This window comes from Paenibacillus vortex V453 (assembly GCF_000193415.1).
In the GTDB taxonomy this organism is placed as follows: domain Bacteria; phylum Bacillota; class Bacilli; order Paenibacillales; family Paenibacillaceae; genus Paenibacillus_AQ; species Paenibacillus_AQ glucanolyticus.
Window position 1 is genome coordinate 375,115 of sequence record NZ_ADHJ01000037.1, and the last position, 17,276, is coordinate 392,390.

The window sequence follows — 17,276 nt, forward strand, 5'->3', positions numbered from 1 at the left end:
TCTCCATGCATTATGTACCAGGTGTCTGTCCTTATAATCCCTATTTGTATTGCATTGCACCTTTCACTGGATATCCTCGCATATTTTGGCTGTTCCCCGAGAACTCTAAGCTGAAGAAAGTGAAATGGGGGATCGAATAACATGTCCGTTGCTCGCGGTATTCCAACGAATCAAGTATTCATGATTATGATGTTGACTGCCGGTTTGACCAACCATGTCATGATTATTCCTGTCCTGCTTGAAAAGTCAGGCCGGGATGCCTGGATTACAATTCTCTTGTCAGCGTTCTTGTTCATGCCCTGGATTCTGCTTATATACGGAATTATCAAGAAAATCGGCGACCGCACATTAACGCAGGCATTAGACGAAAGCAGCGGAAAATGGGCTCGCATCATCGTGATGGGCATGTCCGGATTGTATTTTTTCTCCTTTTCATTTTATACATTGAAGGAAGTGATCGACTGGACCAAATCCACCTACATGATCCAAACGCCGGTCATCGCAACCACATTGGTCCTCATGTTACTATGCCTCGTCAGCGTGAATCATGGCATCAAAACCATTGGGGTTTCTGCAGGGATATTACTTCCTTTTGTTGTCTTACTGGGAATATTCGTATCCATAGCCAACCTGAAGGTCAAAAATTACAATTATCTGCTGCCCATTCTGGAAGATGGGTTCATGCCTATACTTAGCGGAATCCCTGTCATGTTCGGCGGGCTTTCGCAAATTTTCTTAATCCTGTTTCTCCGTCCCCACCTTCAGAAAAAGCCGCGTTTTGTTACGGTTCTGCTCATCCATCTGATCTTCATCTTTTTAACGTTTGGTCCAACGATCGGAGGCATTGCCGAATTCGGTCCGGAAGAAATGAAGCTGCAGCGGTATCCGGCTTATGAACAGTGGCGGCTCGTCAAGCTCGGAAAATTCGTGGAGCATGTTGATTTCTTTTCCATATTCCAGTGGCTGAGCGGAGCTTATGTCTCTATATCGATCTGCATCTATTTGCTATGTGAAGCGCTGCTGCCCAAAACCAAGCGGAGAACCGGCGTGTTAGCCATTTCCACGCTGCTTATCATCCTGTGCGCCTCACCAATCAGCAATCTGAAAATGTATTATGCGATGGCTGATTATTTTATGCCTGTATCCGCCGTGTATCTTACCGTGTTATGTCTGCTGATGTTTTTCTTAATCCACAAGCAGCAGCAAGCGAATTCCATTACAGCGAAAGGAGAATCTCAACCATGACCATTACCGAGCAGCAGCTCCGAGAACGTTATGCCGATTCCGATGACATCTATATTTCGTCTTATCCTGGGATGGAAGGCGCGGCACAACCATGGGCTCTTATGATATACAGTCCGATGATGTGCGACTCCCAGCTGATGTCCAAAATCCTGCTGCCCGTCATCAGTAAGGAATGGAATATTTCCGTTACGCAAAAACATGAGTTTGATCCGGGACATCTCGAATACTATCTTACTCTTGACTCCATTGAGGCCAGCGCTGAATCCATTGATGACATTGTTTTCTCAGGCTATGTTGCGCTGTATTTCCCCAAGGATAACAAGTTATTCTCCTATAGTGCCTGCAAAAGAATCGGACGAGTACCCGAAGAAACGGCATCGGAAACTTCGATTAAGGGGCCGCGAGACGGATTTGTGGAGGAACTGGACGTCAACGTGTCCCTCATTCGCAAACGCCTGAAATCTCCGGATCTTGTCTACACCTCCTTCAAGCTGGGTGACCGGAGCAAAACCTCCGTAGGCATCATGTATTTGAAGGACAAGGTTATACCGGAAACGGTGAAGGAAGTCGAAGAGAGACTGAATCATTACTCCGGTGATTCACCGGTGGGCATCGGTGAACTCGCTGAACATATAACACCCTACCGATTTACGGTACTGCCGATGTTTGATTATACGGGACGGACGGATCTCGCATACGATTCTTTAACGCGCGGCAGATTGATCATTATTATGCAGGGAAGTCCCGTGGTATTGATTGCACCTGCCAGCTTTATGCAGCTCCTGTTTGCTGCCGAGGACCCGCAAATGCCATTTTATTTTGTATTTCCATGGAGAATCCTTAGGCTTGTGGGCTTCCTGATATCCATCCTGCTTCCGGGTTTCTATATTACACTGATGTCGTTCCACCAGGATCAGATCCCTTTTCCGCTGCTGGCAACGGTGGCCAACACCCGGCTCGGACTTCCTATTCCGACCGGAATCGAAATGCTGGTCATCCTGTTTCTGCTCACCCTGCTGCGGGAGGCCGGCATGCAGATGCCTTCTCCTATCGCATCCACCATCACGGTTGTGTCCGGTATTATTATCGGCGATGCCGCCATTCGAGGGGGATTCTTCTCGCCTACAATGACCGTAGTCGGTGCATTGGCCTTTGTGGCCGGTTCGACCCACTCCAATCAGGACTTTGTGGTAACCCAGACGATTTTGCGTTTTTTTGTGCTTGCTTTCTCTTCGGTATTCGGATTATTCGGTTTTTTTATCGCGATATTCTTGATGGTGCAGTATGCGGCCAACCATAATCCGTTCGGACAGCCCTTTCTCGCTCCCTTCTCCCCCTTCTCCCTGTCCAAGATCATTCGCAATCTCATGAGGTTTCCGGGTAAGCGAAAAAAAGGCGGGGCATTATGAGACGGGTCTTGATGCTTGTAGGTATATTGTCTTTTTTGCTCACAGGGTGCTGGGACAACAAAGAAGTACAGGATATCAACTACATCACTGCACTGGGTGTCGATTATAAAGACGGGAATTATATCATCTATGTGCAGATGCTTGACTTCGCTACAATTGCCAAGCAAGAAAGCGGCAAACAAACGGAGAAAGCACCCATCTGGGTCGGGAGAGGTACCGGAACGACACTGGCCGGAGCATTGGTCGACCTGTATACGTCGAGTCAGCAGCGGGTTTCCTGGGGACATGTCACGGCATTGGTGCTTACGGAAGCCGTATTAAAGCCTGATCAGATGTCCCAAGTGTTTGACCTGACCAATCGTTCCCAGGAAATCCGTTATACCAAATGGGTATACGGCACTCAGGATAGCATGGAGGACCTGTTCACCGTCTCGCCATTCTTTCAACTCTCTCCCCTTCATTCACTGCTGCATGAACCCAAAGAAAGCTACGATCAGTTCTCGTTCATACGCCCGATCCAATTCGTCAATTTCATTCGGCTCTACCGGGAAAGAGCGGCTACAGTTGTCCTTCCGTCCATTCATATCTCCAGTCAAAACTGGTCTGAAAATCTGAAGCAGCACCCGATTCTGGAGGTCAGCGGTGCCTTTATGATTAAAAACCAGAAGCTGATGGGCTGGCTCAGCCGCTCCGACCTGCTAGGTACCCGCTGGTTGGCTTCCCCGCACACCCACGCTTCCATCATCGTGCAAGAGGAGGGTGAAGCCATTGGGAGCATCAGCCTGGAGAAACCTCAATCCTCGATTGAGATCATACGCGAACCCGACGACGTGGCCTACAGAATTAAACTTAACGTAACGGGGACGGTACAGAATATGTACAAGAAGGTTGGTGTCAGCGAGATGAAGCGGTTAACCGAAGCCACGCTGAAGAAAGAGATGCATACCACCTTTCATAAGGCTGCTCTGCTAAAAGCCGACCCCTACGAGTTATGTCTTCAGTTGTATCGAACCGACCCCAAACTATGGAAGAAATTAGTCGAGCAGAAAAAAGAAATCCATGATGCTTCCCTTCGCGAGCTTGAGGTCGATGTCAATCTTCGCTTCTGGGGACAACGTAAAAATCTGAACCGGTAACCATCCGAAGCCGCGATGGATTGGTCATTGCCATGTACGCAAAAAAGAAGCAGGCCGCTGAATGACCGGCCTGCTTCTTTACTTGTTGAATTATTTTTTCATGATATCCTTGATGTCGTCTTTAATGGATTCTGCCTGCGGTCCGAATACGATCTGAACCGCACCCTGACCCAGACGCATGACACCGGATGCGCCTAATTTTTTCAATTCCGAATCTTTAACGGCCTTCTCGTCCTTAACAACAAGGCGCAGGCGTGTGATACAAGCATCGATGCTGGTAATATTATCGGCACCGCCGATGTTTTGCAGGACCTTGGCCGCCTTGGACTCTTTGGATACTGTACCGGATGGAGACTGGCCATCGGTTCCAGTGTCCTCAGAGGACAGATCCAAATCGTCGTCATCCTCGCGTCCAGGCGTCTTCAAGTTCAGCTTGACGATCAGGATTCTGAACAGCAGATAGTAAACTACACCGAAAGCCAATCCTACCGGAAGGAGAAGCCAAGCGTTGGTGGACAGCTTCAGATTCACCAGATAGTCGATCAGACCCGCAGAGAACGTAAAGCCCAAATGTACATCCAGCATATACATGATCAGACCGGAAAGACCTGTCAAGAATGCATGCACCACATATAATAATGGAGCTATGAACATGAACGCGAATTCAAGCGGTTCGGTGATACCGGTCAGGAACGACGCCAGTGCTGAGCCGATGAATATCGATCCGACTAACTTGCGTTTGGACGGCTTAGCAGTGTGCATAAAGGCCAGTGCCGCAGCCGGCATCGCAAACATCATGATTGGAAAGAATCCGGACATGAACATACCAGCCGTCGGGTCTCCCGCAAAGAATCGCCACAGATCGCCGTGAACGACTTCGCCCGCGGCATTCGTGTAATCTCCGATCTGGAACCAGGCGATGGAGTTTAATACGTGGTGCAGGCCCAGAGGGATCAGCAGGCGGTTAGCCATACCGAAGATGAACGATCCAATACCTTCAAGACCAACAACCCAGTTGCCGAAAGCAGATATTCCATCTTGGACCGGGCTCCAAACCATACCGATCAGCACGGCAAGCACCATCGTGGAAGCTGCCGTGATAATCGGAACGAAGCGCTTACCCGCAAAGAAGCCCAACCAATCCGGCATTTTAATATTGTGGAATTTATTATATAAGTATGCGGACCACAGACCAACAAAGAAACCGCCAAGAACGCCCATATTCAACTTCACGTCATCTGGTATAAACGGCATTTGCAGCGGTACTTGTGCAAGAACTTTGGTAAGCACCATGTACCCAATAAGAGCGGACAGAGCCGCAACGGCGTCTCCAGCAAAACCAATTGCAACGCCAATCGCAAAGATGAACGGCAAATTGTCCAGAATCGCAAGGGCACCGGAGGTCATGAACGGAGTTACATATTGATTCAGAAAAGCTCCGAAAGCCCCTAAAGGAATATCTTTTTGATAGTCAATCAATCCAAGCCCCTGCAAGATACCTGCCGCAGGAAGTGTAGCCACGGGCAGCATAAGGGACTTACCCAGCTTTTGCAATTTAGCCAGCATGTCAATCATCCTTTCAACTTCAATAATTTAGCTTTCTACTGAAAACGTTTACATAATGCGTCGAATATATAATTGTTTCGTCCCTCCATTCGGGTAAAAAAAGAATCCTCCTCCTCGCGGGTTTCTTGTATTCATCGAAGATTCTTCAAAAAGAGCGACGATGACTAGAGAGGTACGTTATCTTGTGATATAGAACTCGGTCTGACCTGCTAAAACAATGTGCATTCTATATCAACAAAAAAAGCCAAGGAGGACGGTGACTAAATAAAAATAGTCATGGTCTTCCTTGGCTCATGCCCACAAACGCGGTAACACGCCGTTCTCTTATTCAATTCTGCTGTTATCTTAATTCAGGTGTTCCTGTTTTGTCAATATCCAATATTTCAATCCATGATTCATTATGTTGCACTACTTCAATTCAATGGTGAGGACATGATCTTGCCCGGATACGACATCGCCAATCTGCCCTTCGACCTTTGAAGCCACTTCATCCGCATTAGTCACAATGATTGGTGTAATCGTCGGATAACCCGCGGCCTTGATAGCGGCCATGTCGAACTCAATGAGAGTCTGACCCGACTTCACCTGATCTCCAGCTTGAACATGACTGGTAAAACCTTCGCCCTTAAGACCGACCGTATTAATCCCAATATGAAATAAATACTGTAAGCTTCGTCGCCGGATCTTCCAGCATCACGGCATGCTTCGATTTAATGACATGGGCAACCGTACCGTCAAATGGGGCTACTAATTTCCCCTCTGAAGGCTCGATGGCAATGCCTTGGCCCATATGCCCGGCAGCAAACGCCTCATCCGGCACTTGGGATAAGGGTACTGCTTTACCTGACAATGGAGCTGTGACTTGAATAGCTGTTGCTGTCTTTTTCTTCTTCCAACGATCGAACATATTATGATTCCTCCCTGGGTTGATTCTTCTGCTGTAGTCGGCCTGTGAACAGCCGATATAAATGCATGGCTAGAAAGCAGATTTCCGCTTCCGGTACTTTCTTGCCGAGTTCCTTCTCCATCATTGCCGCAAGACGAGCAGCCATACCGTACTCATAAGTGAACTTGGTACGAATCTGTTCTGCGAACGGATTATCCACGTGGATCTCCTGGTTCAGCATACGATCTACGGAGAATCTCAAATGCATAAGAAGGCGGACATAATCCATACTCCCCCGGTCAAAGGTCGTCTGCCGCTCCTCTTCTATATATTTCACCAAACTTCCCACCACATTCGAGGCCTTCACCAGATGGCCTACCGGCACATGGCTGACAGCAGAATAAACATGATAGGTCAAGAAACCAATCTCGTCCTCCGGAACCTCGATGTGAAAGGTCTGTCCGATGATTTCCGCTGCTTTGGCTGCGATATCATATTCTTTCGGGAAGCTGATTCGGGTCTCTTCAAGGAAAGGGTTTATAATATCCATACCCTTACGGATTCTGTAGATCGTAAACTGGATATGGCTCGGTAAAGCCAAATATACCTTGTCGTTTAATGTGCCCGGAAATTCCTGTCCTATGAGATTGAGTATCTGGTCTGTGATCTCCATCACCAGTGGATCGAATTCTTCCAGCAGATGGTGAGCTTGACTCCACTGCTCCCGATCCTCGAGCCTGAACAGCTTCTCAATCCGCTCATCGTCCGAGGAGATCGTGCCGCCTGTTTTTGCTCCAAAGCCAATTCCTTTGCCGAGGATGACGTATTCCAATTCTTTTTTGCCGCCATTGACCATCACGACATTATTACCTATAACACGCACAACTGTAAACAACTCGATCCCGCTCATTGACTTCCCCCTTTCCTTTAAGTTTAATCAGAGAACAGCCGAAGGATTCATGTCCGAAGATAAGCTCCAGGCAAATTCCCACAAACATGAAAAAAGCCAAGAAAAGACCCCTTTGAAAGCTGTCTCTTCTTGGCTCATGCCCTGCTAAGGTAACACGCCGTCTCTTGTAAGTGCTATAACCCCATCATAAAACAATCCGCTTGCATTCGTCAACATTTGACACTCGAAACTGGACATCCCAGGCGGGAATTCACACCAAGCCCATTAACGGAATTCGTTAATTCCCTACCCATTTCTGAAGAGCGACAATAACCTCGTGAATATGAACCGGCTTATGAATATAACCGTTGGCACCATCGGCAAGGAATTGATCCTTATCCCTCATGGCATTCGAACTCATCACGATAATGGGAAGGTCGGACCACTCCGAATTCTCTCGAATCCGTTTCATTGTTTCGATTCCGTCCATCTCGGGCATCACCAGATCCAACAAAACCGCGTTGATAGAGGATTGTTTATTCAGCACCTCCAGGCATTCATAACCATTTTGTGCTGTATGCACGGTCATCTGGAGTTTCTCCAGCGCATTGGTCAAACCATACACATTACGGATATCGTCGTCCACGATTAATACCGTTTTGTGTTCCAATTGGCTAAGCTCGTCCAGCTCATACTCCTCTATCCGTATATCACTCAAGCTCGTATGGCTTGCGGCAGCGGCCACCTCAGGCAGCACAAATAAGCTTTCGCTTCCGCCATACTCTGTTACGAGCGGCAAATACAAGACAAAGATACTTCCGCTTCCTTCCTCGCTCTCGACGGTAATATATCCGCCCAGCAGCTTGGCAAGATGCAGCGATATGGATAAACCGAGACCCGTTCCACCGAATCTTCTGGCAGTGGTTTCTTCCCCCTGCTGGAAGGCTTCAAAGATCGGTTGAAGATGCTCTGCTGCAATCCCGATACCGGTATCCTCCACTGAAAAAGCAATGACTTCTCCACTGATGATGAAATCCGAAGTGACAATCGAATTCATTTTCTTTACAGACAGTTTTACGCTGCCGCTCTCTGTGAACTTGATGGCATTCGAGAGCAGGTTGCGCAGAATTTGATGGAGCCTCATCCCATCGCTGTACATCATGTCGGGCAGATCTTCCGCCATCTCAATTTCAAACTCCAGATTTTTGGACTCTGCACTCTTGGAGAAATACCCTTCCATCACTTCCGGCAGCTCTGTCAGATTTACCAGGTCCATCTCGATCTGCAACTTACCGGCTTCCACTTTGGACAGATCCAGAATATCATTGATTAAATTCAGCAGCTCACTGCCTGAATTATGAATGACAGAAGCATAATGCTGCTCTTCCTCTGTCAGGTTGCCCTGCTTATTCTCCGATAAAATCTGAGACAGGATTAACATGCTGTTCAGCGGTGTCCGAAGTTCATGGGACATATTCGCCAGAAATTGAGACTTATACTTGGAGCTCTTCTCCAGCTCCTTCGCATAATTCTCCAGTTCACTGGCTGCTATTAACGCCGCTTCCTTCTGGGCTCCCAGACGTTCATTCAGAAGATGCATCTCAACCGAGTGGGCTTGAAGCTCCTCCGTCTGTGTCTGCAGTTCTTCCGTCTGACTCTGCAGCTCCTCATTCAAGGTCTGCGATTCGTGATATAACTGCTGGATCTCCATTTTACTTCGAATCGAGTTCAGCGTAACCCCAAGCTGTTGATTAAGCTGTTCGAGCAGCTGGATTTCCAGTTCATCAAAGGGTTTGAATTTGGCTAATTCAATTACGCCAAGGACTTGCCCCTCGAACATCACAGGTGCAAGCAGCAAGGTCGTAGGCTCAGCATCACCCAGACCCGATTCTATCCGCACATAGTTCGGCGGGATATCGTCCAGAATAATCATTCGCTGCTCCAGCATACATTGACCCACTAAACCTTCACCTGGCAGGAAACGGTCCCTGACCTTGTTCCAGGGCTCACCATCAGGGTCAGCAAAAGCCGCGGCCTTTACCAATTCTGAACCGTCCCGGTTAATAAAAACAGCTCCGTACGGTAGCTTCATGATTAAAGCAAGCTTATGAATGAAAAATTGCACGGCCGTCTCCACGCGATCAGACGATTGAAGCAGAGTGGACATGATCGAAATATGATCCTTGGCCCAATTCTGTCTCCCGACCTGTGCCAGCAGCTCGTTGGTTGTATCAGCCAACTGCCTCACCTCATCGTTGGAGCGCACATGGATCCGTTGGGACATATTGCCGCCTTTAACGATATCAGAGATGATATGGGTTACTTGAGAGATCGGTCTTACAATGCTCTTGGAAATAATCAAAGCCGCACAGATCGTAATCAGAGCTGCTCCGGCCCACAACGCATACATCATATACAGCAATTGGGTGTTGCTATCCTTCATGTCGTCAATCCTGCTTGTTGTCAGCTCACGTTCTGTGTCCCGGAACGAGAGGAACAACTCGTGAATGGAGTTCATCGCTTGCTGCCCGGGATCGTTGATGAAGAAATGAAGGGCTTCCTCATCTTGTCCAAGCTGTTTCAATTGAACCGCAGGCTGGCCCGCATTGGTAATCCATTCCTGGATATTCTCTTTGATATTGTCCAAATGATTCGCTTGCTCAGAACTTTCGCTTACCAACTGGTACAGCTTGTTGTACTTAATTTGCCAGGACGACAACGCTTGGTTGAACGGCTCCAGATAGGTCTCGTCACCCGTGATAACATACCCGCGTTGACCGGTTTCCATCTCCAGCAAATCCTTCTCGATTTCGTGCGTCAAATTATGTACTTCGATATCATGCTCCTCTATAAAATCCGCCTCTTGCTGCAGTGAAGAGATGCGGTCCGATACAATCCAGAGAAAAGCTCCAAGACATAACAGTATCAACAAATATCCGATTACAATCTTGCTGCGGATATTGATTTTCAGGTTGTTAGACAAGTGGCTAACCTCCCTTGTTCTCTATCAGAATAGGTCTGCTCCTATCCTCATAGTAATTGTTATGAAAATGGTTTACAAGCAAAACCATTTTGCATGATCTCAATGCTACTTTAGTCGTAGGCAGTCAGATTTATAAAATCCAAGCATATGTATAGAGAACAACCCCTGTACAGCTTCTATTGACACATTTAGAAAAGGAGGACCGCTCTTATGATGACCTCTACGGCGCTTACGGCGAATTTACATTGACCCGGCATGTATTCCATCTGAGGAGGCAGGCCGAACGTATAACCGGTCAAGGACACGCCCATGTGTCATCTCAGGAGTTGCCCCTGCTCAAAGGCATGTTCGTGTCAGAAATCCACCTAGGGCGCGGCAAGGTGCTTTCCCCTCATGGTCATCCGGACACCGACGAATTATGCTATGTTATTAACGGAGAAATCAGCTATTCCCTGGTTGATCCGTGCAGCCACCGGGTTCACGCATTACACGTTTCGCCGGGTCAGATGGTACATGCTCCGGTTGGCTGGTGTCACTGGGTTACCTCACTCACCCCTGACACGATTTTGCTATTCATGTATAACGCGGAGCATCCGCACCAGATGGACATTGCCCCGTTATGGTCTCATGCATTGCGTGAAGCAGACCCATTACAAATCAATGACGTCCACACACAACCGCAAGCGGGGCCAATCCTCCCCTCTGTTCCAATACAAGAAAAAATGCAGTCAGTCGTTCAAAAAAGCCCCCTTCCAGCTCCACCCTTAATCATGGCTTCGAACCACAGCAACAAAACCACACACAGCCGATGAGTCGGCCATGTGTGGTTTTGTTATAAGGACGCTTGTTATGTAATGATTCCGAGCGTGTAATTTATGCCTGCCTGTTGACTGCTTCTAGTCAATATAAAACCTTTGTTCAGGGCGAATTTGCTTCTTCAGCAGACGCAAATCAGCTTCGAGCTTTGCAACGGTTTCCTCAATCTCTTCCGGATTGAGCGCAGGACGTTTCTGCTTCTGGCTTAACCCCGGCTCTAAGATCACGAATAATGATCTGCTGCTCCTGCCATTTATCCATAAGATCTGAGATGGTTGCGTAAAAACGCTCATAATCTTGAATGACTTCGTCCAGGAAGGAATCCACTTCCTCCTGATCATAACCCCGCAGCTTATTCGAAAAATTCTTTTCATGGATAGACAAAGCGTCCAGTTGAATGCCTAGTTGCCGAAAAAGCTTTTTCTGTTTATCCAATCGGCGTTTCATGTGTTCATCCATAATGATTTACCTCCAAATATTGGCGCAGCCCGTCTTTAAAGACTTCTCTCTCTATCTTTGTTTATATCATATTAAGCACTGCGATTAAAACACTCCGGGGCTTTTTTGGAGAATGTTCCAAAAGCGATAGGCCGCCATTCCCATAATAAATGTGATTGTTACCAACACATTTCGGGTATTGAAAATACATGGGCAGCTTTTAATGGAGCTAAGCTAGAGAGGAGCGACTTTTGATATGACTTCCATAACAAAACAACAATACAATGAACTTCGACAACGGTTGCTCAGCGATCAGGAACGATTAGAGCAGCAGCTCGAGTCCCATGAGGGAACCAACACGAACAATTCGCTTCGCGATTCAACGGGTGAGCTGAGCGCTGCCGATAACCATCCTGCCGACGTAGGAACAGAGGTCTTCGAACGCGGGCGGGACCTGGCCATTCAAGAAACACTTGCTGACGAGCTGGAGCAGATTCGATCTGCATTACAACGAATGGACCAGGGACAATACGGTACTTGTGCAGAATGCGGACAGGAAATTCCCTATGAGCGGCTGGAAGCCATACCTTATACCGCCTACTGTGTCGAGCATTCTCCCAGACAGGATCTATCCGATAATCGGCCGGTTGAAGAAGATGTTATAACTCCGCCACCCTCCGGAGCAGGTGTCAACCGCCAACGAGAAGACGGAAGATTTGACGACGCCGGTGCATGGGAGGCTGTAGAAGACTATGGAACCTCCACATCGCCCGGCATGTCCACTCAGCCTGGACAAGATGACTATAAGAACAATGTATGAACCCGTTCAGCAAAATAGAAGGCAAAGCTGGTACCAAGCCCCTTAGGTACCAGCTTTATTTCGGATTCAGGATTCTTCCTTATTCCGAATATTAGAAGCAAAGAACTCGTATTCGTGATATCCTTCGCCGCGTTTCTTTTTATAAGGGGTCAGCATTTTGTCCAGTTCAACAAAGAATTCACGCGCCTCATCCTCACTCATATACAGCGAAGTATTGGTTAGCATGGACGTCGTTTCGTCATCTTTGCTCATGTTCTTGAAGAAGCGGTCCCTGTTCTGATCGAACAGTTCGGATAATAGTTTGTTCGTCTCCGACCGAATTAATTCCTTAATGACAGGCTCCTCGGAGTTTTTTCCGCGTTTGATCTTTACTGTGCCTGCAAAGGGTTCATAATATTTAGCGATGATACCATTGATCTCTTTCGTGGATACGATTTTAACGAGTCCGATTCTCTCCAATTTCTTCATATGATAATGAACTTTAGCCGGCACGTCGCCGATCTTATCCGCTACTTCCTTCACCGTTGCCGCACGATCCATCCTGTTCAATACATTCAATATCTGGAGCCGATATGGATCTGAATATATTTTGATCTCTTCCAGTGTAGTGAGTTCCATCGTTTCCACACCGTACACCTCAGCTTCACGTTAATTTTTCACTTCTTTTCATTATAGGCCGAGAATGTCGAAATTACAAAAACAGCCCAAAGTTTAGATGGCACGGAAACTTCTTTTTCGGATCAGAAACAGCACGGGCAGCATCATCATGAATCCCATCATCATAAAGAGCACCGGAGGCGATTGATGCTCTGCCACAAAGCCTGTGATTACACTGCCCACAGGAATTGCGGCCGTACATAACACCGCCATAAGGGCACTAATCCTGCCGAGCATATGCCTAGGCGTGACTTCCATCAGATAAGTGGATATCGGAGCATTCAGCATGGAAACCGCAAACCCTGTAATGAACATGCACACCGCAGCCGACTCAACCCGGAATGCAGGCATATGCCCTGGAATCCCCAAAGCAAAATAACCGATTCCGAGCAGTATCGAACCTGACATCATCAAGGTACTCTTTTTGAAGCTCTTGCCGAAGCGCCCGATCCATAACCCGCTGCAGATCATGCCGATCAGCAGCGCCGTTCCGAGCACACTCAATCCTCCCGCTCCCGCACCCAAGGTTTCTCTGACATAAACCGGCTGCAATACATTTAGCGGTGCCAGACAAAAATTATTAATCATGGCGAGAACGGTTGTTATCAACAGCAGTGTATGCTGCTTAACAAACAGGAGAGCTTCTTTAATATCACCAAGGACTGTCTTCTTCTCTTCCACAGACTGTGTAGGAGTTATTCCTGCTTCAGCCAAGTCAGCAGCATCCGGATTTGGCATAAAACCGACAATGATGGCTGCAAGGATAAAGGTCACGGCATCAACCAGAATGGTACCCGAGATTCCAATCAGGGCGATGAGCGCTCCCGCAATGGATAAACCGATCAGTTCAGCGCTGCGGCTAATGGAAGAGGAGAATGAATTGCCTGTCAGCAGCTTCTCCTTCGGAAGCAGCCTGGGCACAATGGACGTCTCAGCGGGCCGCGAGAAACACTCGAGCGTTGAATTAATGAAGGTAAACACGAATAAATGCCATACTTCGAGTGAACCCAGTGCATATAAAATGGCGGTTATCGATACCATGAGGCCACGGCTGAGGTAGGTCAGCATCAGGACCAACTTCTTCGGCCAGCGATCCACATAGGTCCCGGTAAATAAACTGAATAGCAATCCAGGCAAGAAGTTAAAAGCGAACAATGTGCCCATTAAAAGCTCTGAGCCTGTAAGCATGTAGACCATCCAGCTGTATGCAATGGAATCCAGTGAATCTCCAAATCGGGTAATCGCCTGAGCAGACAAATAAATCATGTACGGACGAATCTTCAAGAGCTGACCAAAGCCTTGCTTTTCCACAACAGCAGCATTTTGCATTTTCTTATCTCCTCTTCGTAAAATAAATAATTCTGCACGTTAAATTTTTTCGCCTGTTAAAATAATATTTACGTTAAAATTATTTTATCGTTAAATTTATTTTAACGATTTTGGAGGAAAATGCAATAGACAAAAAAAATAAACCGCCTGCTTCGGCGATTTATTACTCTGAAGGCCTATTTAGTTGGCTGCGGTTCTATTTGATCTCCACGCGCGATGAGGAACTGGCTGCACGGAGACAAGCTTCAATCGCACGGATGTTGCTGATGGCGTCATCCGGGCCGTACGGTAAAGGAACGCCATCCATCACCGCTGCTGCCATTGCATCTGCCTGCAGAGCAAAGTGATTATAGATGCCTACCTTCTCTTCACGTGATCCCTTGGCGGTATGAACGAATATTTGAGACATATCCTCCATTCTCTCCCATCCGAAGGCAGAAGGCAGCTCAATCCTTCCCTCTGTACCCGCGATTTCGAGCGAGCATCTGGAATAGGTCCACATCCCGCAATCAAATGTCAGACCCAATCCATGATCGAATTCCATCATCCCGTGAACCATCATGTCTACACCGTCGTGCTCCTCCGAGAAAAAGGCATGGGCTGTCACGGCTTTAGGCTCCTGCCCGTAAATCATCCGGGCAGCGGATATGGGATAACACCCCACATCATATATCGAGCCTCCGCCCATATCCTTGCTGTATCGCACATTGTCTTTATCCTCTGCATTGTTGAAGGTAAAAGATCCATGGATTCCGCGGAGCTGCCCGATTTCACCGCTTTCGATGATTTCCCGCACACGCGCATGCTTGGGATGATACCTGTACATAAAGGCTTCCGCGAACAGCACGTTGTTGGCTTGAGCAACATCGGCCATTTCACGAACATCTTCCTCCGTCAGTGCTGCGGGTTTTTCACACAGAATATGCTTTCCGGCCTGTGCGGCTTTAATCGTCCAGGGTTTATGAAGGTGATTCGGTAGAGGAATATACACCGCATCAATGTCCGGATCATCCAGAAGCTCCTCATAGGAACCATAGTATTTATCAATATGATAGCGTTCCGCGAGCTCACTTGCTTTTTCGGCATTGCGGCTTGCGACCGCCCCGACTTCACAGCGTTCCGATTTCAATATGCCGGGTATCATGGAGTTTCTTGCAATTCGAGCAGTACTCATAATCCCAAAGCGCAGTTTTTTGCTCACGAGGTCATTCCTCCTTCGGCTATATTCCATACGAATGTGTATTCAATAATTATCGTTAACCGCTTTATGAAGTATCCCCAAACATCGATCCAAATCACTTTTAACTTGCTTTTTATAAAGCTTGGCTTTCTCAGCACCGTCATCGGTAAAATGATAGAGTACGATTTCCTGAAAATCGACCCGCGGATCGTTCCCCTTCAGCTGCTTGGTACGGTATAGAACCCCCTCCTGCACCAACTCATGCAGAGCCCGGTAGATTTCGCTTTGCGGCGGTGAATACCCATGGCTCTTGAAGTCCTGACGCAGTTCTTCCAGCATTTGATATCCATATCCGCGCTGCTGCTCCACCATGGTAATGAGATAAACTTTGATAAATGCTCGCTGCGCAATCATAAATGCCATCTGGGCGCCTCCTTTTTCTACAGAGCTATTTGTCCCCATACTTTCCTCATTATAACCCACAGTTTCCCAGTTTGCACAATAGGAGACATCCTCTTCTTTTTAAACCAGGAAGGGGTGGATTGAAACGTGGAAGGCTGCTATGAGAGCTGAATGGAATCGGGAGTCTCGATGCAATTAACTATTGTGAATTTTTCACATGTTGAAATAACATAATTTATAATTTCTCACATGTTGTTGATTGGTTCGTTGATGCAAGGTTCGGCAGGCGGTGTTCATAAAAAAACCACCCCTCAGGGTGGTTTCTAGCATTCACATGCCCGTTGTTGATGAATGAGACGGACTGGATGGCTGCAGGGTTCGATTTTTTCTTTTTCCGGTCATTCCGACCAGCCACTTGCCGAACGGTAGCATAGCCAGCAGGCGTGTTGCCCCATAGGCCACAGCCGCACTGATGAGCCACGAAGAAAGGATCCGAATCAGAGGAGGCATGCTGATCAGCCATGATTCGTCAACGACATAGCTTATACGCAGTGTCAACAGATGCATTAGATAAGCTCCATAGGAATACAGTCCGACGGAGGTCAGGAGCGAATTCACCCTCGCTCCTCCCTGACGGCAGATCCAGCCGGTCACATCGTACATAACCAATATGGAACTGATCAGGAATACCGACATCATCGGCCGCAGCAGAGACAGCGAATAGAACGTGATCGCTCCATTCTCCGCGGAACGGATTTCATTCACTGCCTGGATGAGCATCCATCCAAACAGGAACAGAAAGATCAGCCATATTCCCGTGCGTGCCTTCTGGATCCATTTTTTCCAGGATGTATGGTACAATCCCGCCGCTGCCCCCAGCGCAAAATAAAAGAAATAATATAGTGCATTTCGATCCGCATAGGTTGTAAACAGCTCACTCCACACGGGAATGTCCAAGCTTCCCATCCATCGGCCAATATCGCTGATAACCCCTGTTAAGCCCACATACAGCAACCCGGACAAGAGCAATATGGTCAACTGGGTTCTCCATCCCCATCGCTCCTTGATTCCCAATATGGCGGAACGGAACAAAGGATACAGCAGATAAAATTGAAACAGCATAATGATATACCAAAAATGCGAGCTGGATTTTCCGGTTAACAGTACTCCCCCAAGATATTTCCAATCCTCTGCCTGGGTAGGGTTGAACCTATTATTGATCAGCAATGTGATCAGTGTCCATACAGCAAACGGAATGTAGATATCACCAAAGCGCCTCTGTATGAACCGGCCATAATGCAATGGACCTTTATCATTATAAAACAGCACCATGCCTGTTATAAAAATAAAGACAGGTACTGCGAACTTGGTCGCCATAAGCAGAACCGCCATCAAAATCCCATCTCCGGTGGTCATACCTGGTTCCACGGTATAATGCGCTATGGAGTGCTGCAAGACTACGGCCAGAAAAGCAATCCCTCGCAGTCGTTCCACTTCCGGTATTCTTTCTCTGGACATTC

Annotated in this window: 13 protein-coding genes and 2 pseudogenes; 5 read left to right on the plus strand and 10 right to left on the minus strand. The window is 47.5% G+C overall.

Going from position 1 to position 17,276, the window contains the following annotated elements; translation table 11 throughout:
* Window positions 1-141 precede the first annotated feature (141 nt).
* From PVOR_RS19535 to PVOR_RS19545, 3 genes are read left to right on the plus strand one after another with little or no spacing between them, the layout of a single operon-like run.
* Window positions 142-1,245 carry a GerAB/ArcD/ProY family transporter gene (locus PVOR_RS19535; protein ID WP_006211177.1) on the plus strand — a complete coding sequence of 368 codons (1,104 nt, stop codon included), beginning with the start codon at window positions 142-144 and terminating at the stop codon, window positions 1,243-1,245.
* The gene (locus tag PVOR_RS19540; RefSeq protein WP_006211178.1) at window positions 1,242-2,654 is read left to right on the plus strand and encodes a spore germination protein; all 1,413 of its coding nucleotides are present in this window, start codon (window positions 1,242-1,244) and stop codon (window positions 2,652-2,654) included. Before PVOR_RS19535 ends, PVOR_RS19540 begins: the two co-directional genes overlap by 4 nt.
* Window positions 2,651-3,790, plus strand: coding sequence for a Ger(x)C family spore germination protein (locus PVOR_RS19545; RefSeq protein ID WP_006211179.1), 1,140 nt, complete (start codon window positions 2,651-2,653; stop codon window positions 3,788-3,790). The genes PVOR_RS19540 and PVOR_RS19545 overlap by 4 nt, the downstream gene beginning before the upstream one ends.
* Window positions 3,791-3,880: 90 nt before the next feature.
* Here PVOR_RS19545 and PVOR_RS19550 read toward each other — a convergent pair whose 3' ends face one another.
* From PVOR_RS19550 to PVOR_RS19565, 4 genes and pseudogenes are all read right to left on the minus strand, one after another.
* Window positions 3,881-5,356: a PTS transporter subunit EIIC gene (locus tag PVOR_RS19550; RefSeq protein WP_040680746.1), complete on the minus strand. Its 1,476-nt coding sequence runs from the start codon at window positions 5,354-5,356 to the stop codon at window positions 3,881-3,883.
* Window positions 5,357-5,764: 408 nt separating this feature from the next.
* Window positions 5,765-6,263: pseudogene (locus tag PVOR_RS19555) on the minus strand (PTS sugar transporter subunit IIA).
* Window position 6,264: 1 nt separating this feature from the next.
* On the minus strand, window positions 6,265-7,152 hold the full coding sequence (locus PVOR_RS19560; protein WP_006211184.1) for a PRD domain-containing protein: 888 nt from the start codon (window positions 7,150-7,152) through the stop codon (window positions 6,265-6,267).
* Between the two features lie 277 nt (window positions 7,153-7,429).
* Window positions 7,430-10,114, minus strand: a complete 2,685-nt coding sequence (locus PVOR_RS19565; RefSeq protein WP_006211185.1) for a CHASE3 domain-containing protein — start codon at window positions 10,112-10,114, stop codon at window positions 7,430-7,432.
* A 179-nt stretch (window positions 10,115-10,293) separates the two neighbouring features.
* Here PVOR_RS19565 and PVOR_RS29800 point away from each other — a divergent pair, with 179 nt between their 5' ends.
* Window positions 10,294-10,926: a cupin domain-containing protein gene (locus PVOR_RS29800; protein ID WP_234973024.1), complete on the plus strand. Its 633-nt coding sequence runs from the start codon at window positions 10,294-10,296 to the stop codon at window positions 10,924-10,926.
* A gap of 84 nt (window positions 10,927-11,010) precedes the next feature.
* On the opposite strand, the pseudogene PVOR_RS29335 reads toward PVOR_RS29800, so the two are convergent.
* Window positions 11,011-11,389: pseudogene (locus PVOR_RS29335) on the minus strand (DivIVA domain-containing protein).
* A gap of 235 nt (window positions 11,390-11,624) precedes the next feature.
* Here PVOR_RS29335 and PVOR_RS19575 point away from each other — a divergent pair.
* Window positions 11,625-12,188, plus strand: a complete 564-nt coding sequence (locus PVOR_RS19575) for a TraR/DksA C4-type zinc finger protein (protein ID WP_006211188.1) — start codon at window positions 11,625-11,627, stop codon at window positions 12,186-12,188.
* Between the two features lie 66 nt (window positions 12,189-12,254).
* Here the strand turns inward: PVOR_RS19575 and PVOR_RS19580 are convergent, their stop codons facing one another.
* The 5 genes from PVOR_RS19580 to PVOR_RS19600 all read right to left on the minus strand — a co-directional run bounded on the left by PVOR_RS19580 (window position 12,255) and on the right by PVOR_RS19600 (window position 17,274).
* Window positions 12,255-12,806, minus strand: a complete 552-nt coding sequence (locus PVOR_RS19580) for a winged helix-turn-helix domain-containing protein (RefSeq protein WP_152826478.1) — start codon at window positions 12,804-12,806, stop codon at window positions 12,255-12,257.
* A 93-nt stretch (window positions 12,807-12,899) separates the two neighbouring features.
* A complete protein-coding gene (locus PVOR_RS19585) occupies window positions 12,900-14,174 on the minus strand; it encodes an MFS transporter (RefSeq protein ID WP_006211190.1) in 1,275 nt (424 codons plus the stop codon).
* Window positions 14,175-14,370: 196 nt separating this feature from the next.
* A complete protein-coding gene (locus PVOR_RS19590) occupies window positions 14,371-15,375 on the minus strand; it encodes a Gfo/Idh/MocA family protein (protein ID WP_006211191.1) in 1,005 nt (334 codons plus the stop codon).
* Window positions 15,376-15,417: 42 nt separating this feature from the next.
* The gene (locus tag PVOR_RS19595) at window positions 15,418-15,777 is read right to left on the minus strand and encodes a helix-turn-helix transcriptional regulator (RefSeq protein ID WP_006211192.1); all 360 of its coding nucleotides are present in this window, start codon (window positions 15,775-15,777) and stop codon (window positions 15,418-15,420) included.
* 309 nt (window positions 15,778-16,086) lie between these two features.
* The gene (locus tag PVOR_RS19600; RefSeq protein WP_006211193.1) at window positions 16,087-17,274 is read right to left on the minus strand and encodes an acyltransferase; all 1,188 of its coding nucleotides are present in this window, start codon (window positions 17,272-17,274) and stop codon (window positions 16,087-16,089) included.
* Between the last annotated feature and the right edge of the window lie 2 nt (window positions 17,275-17,276).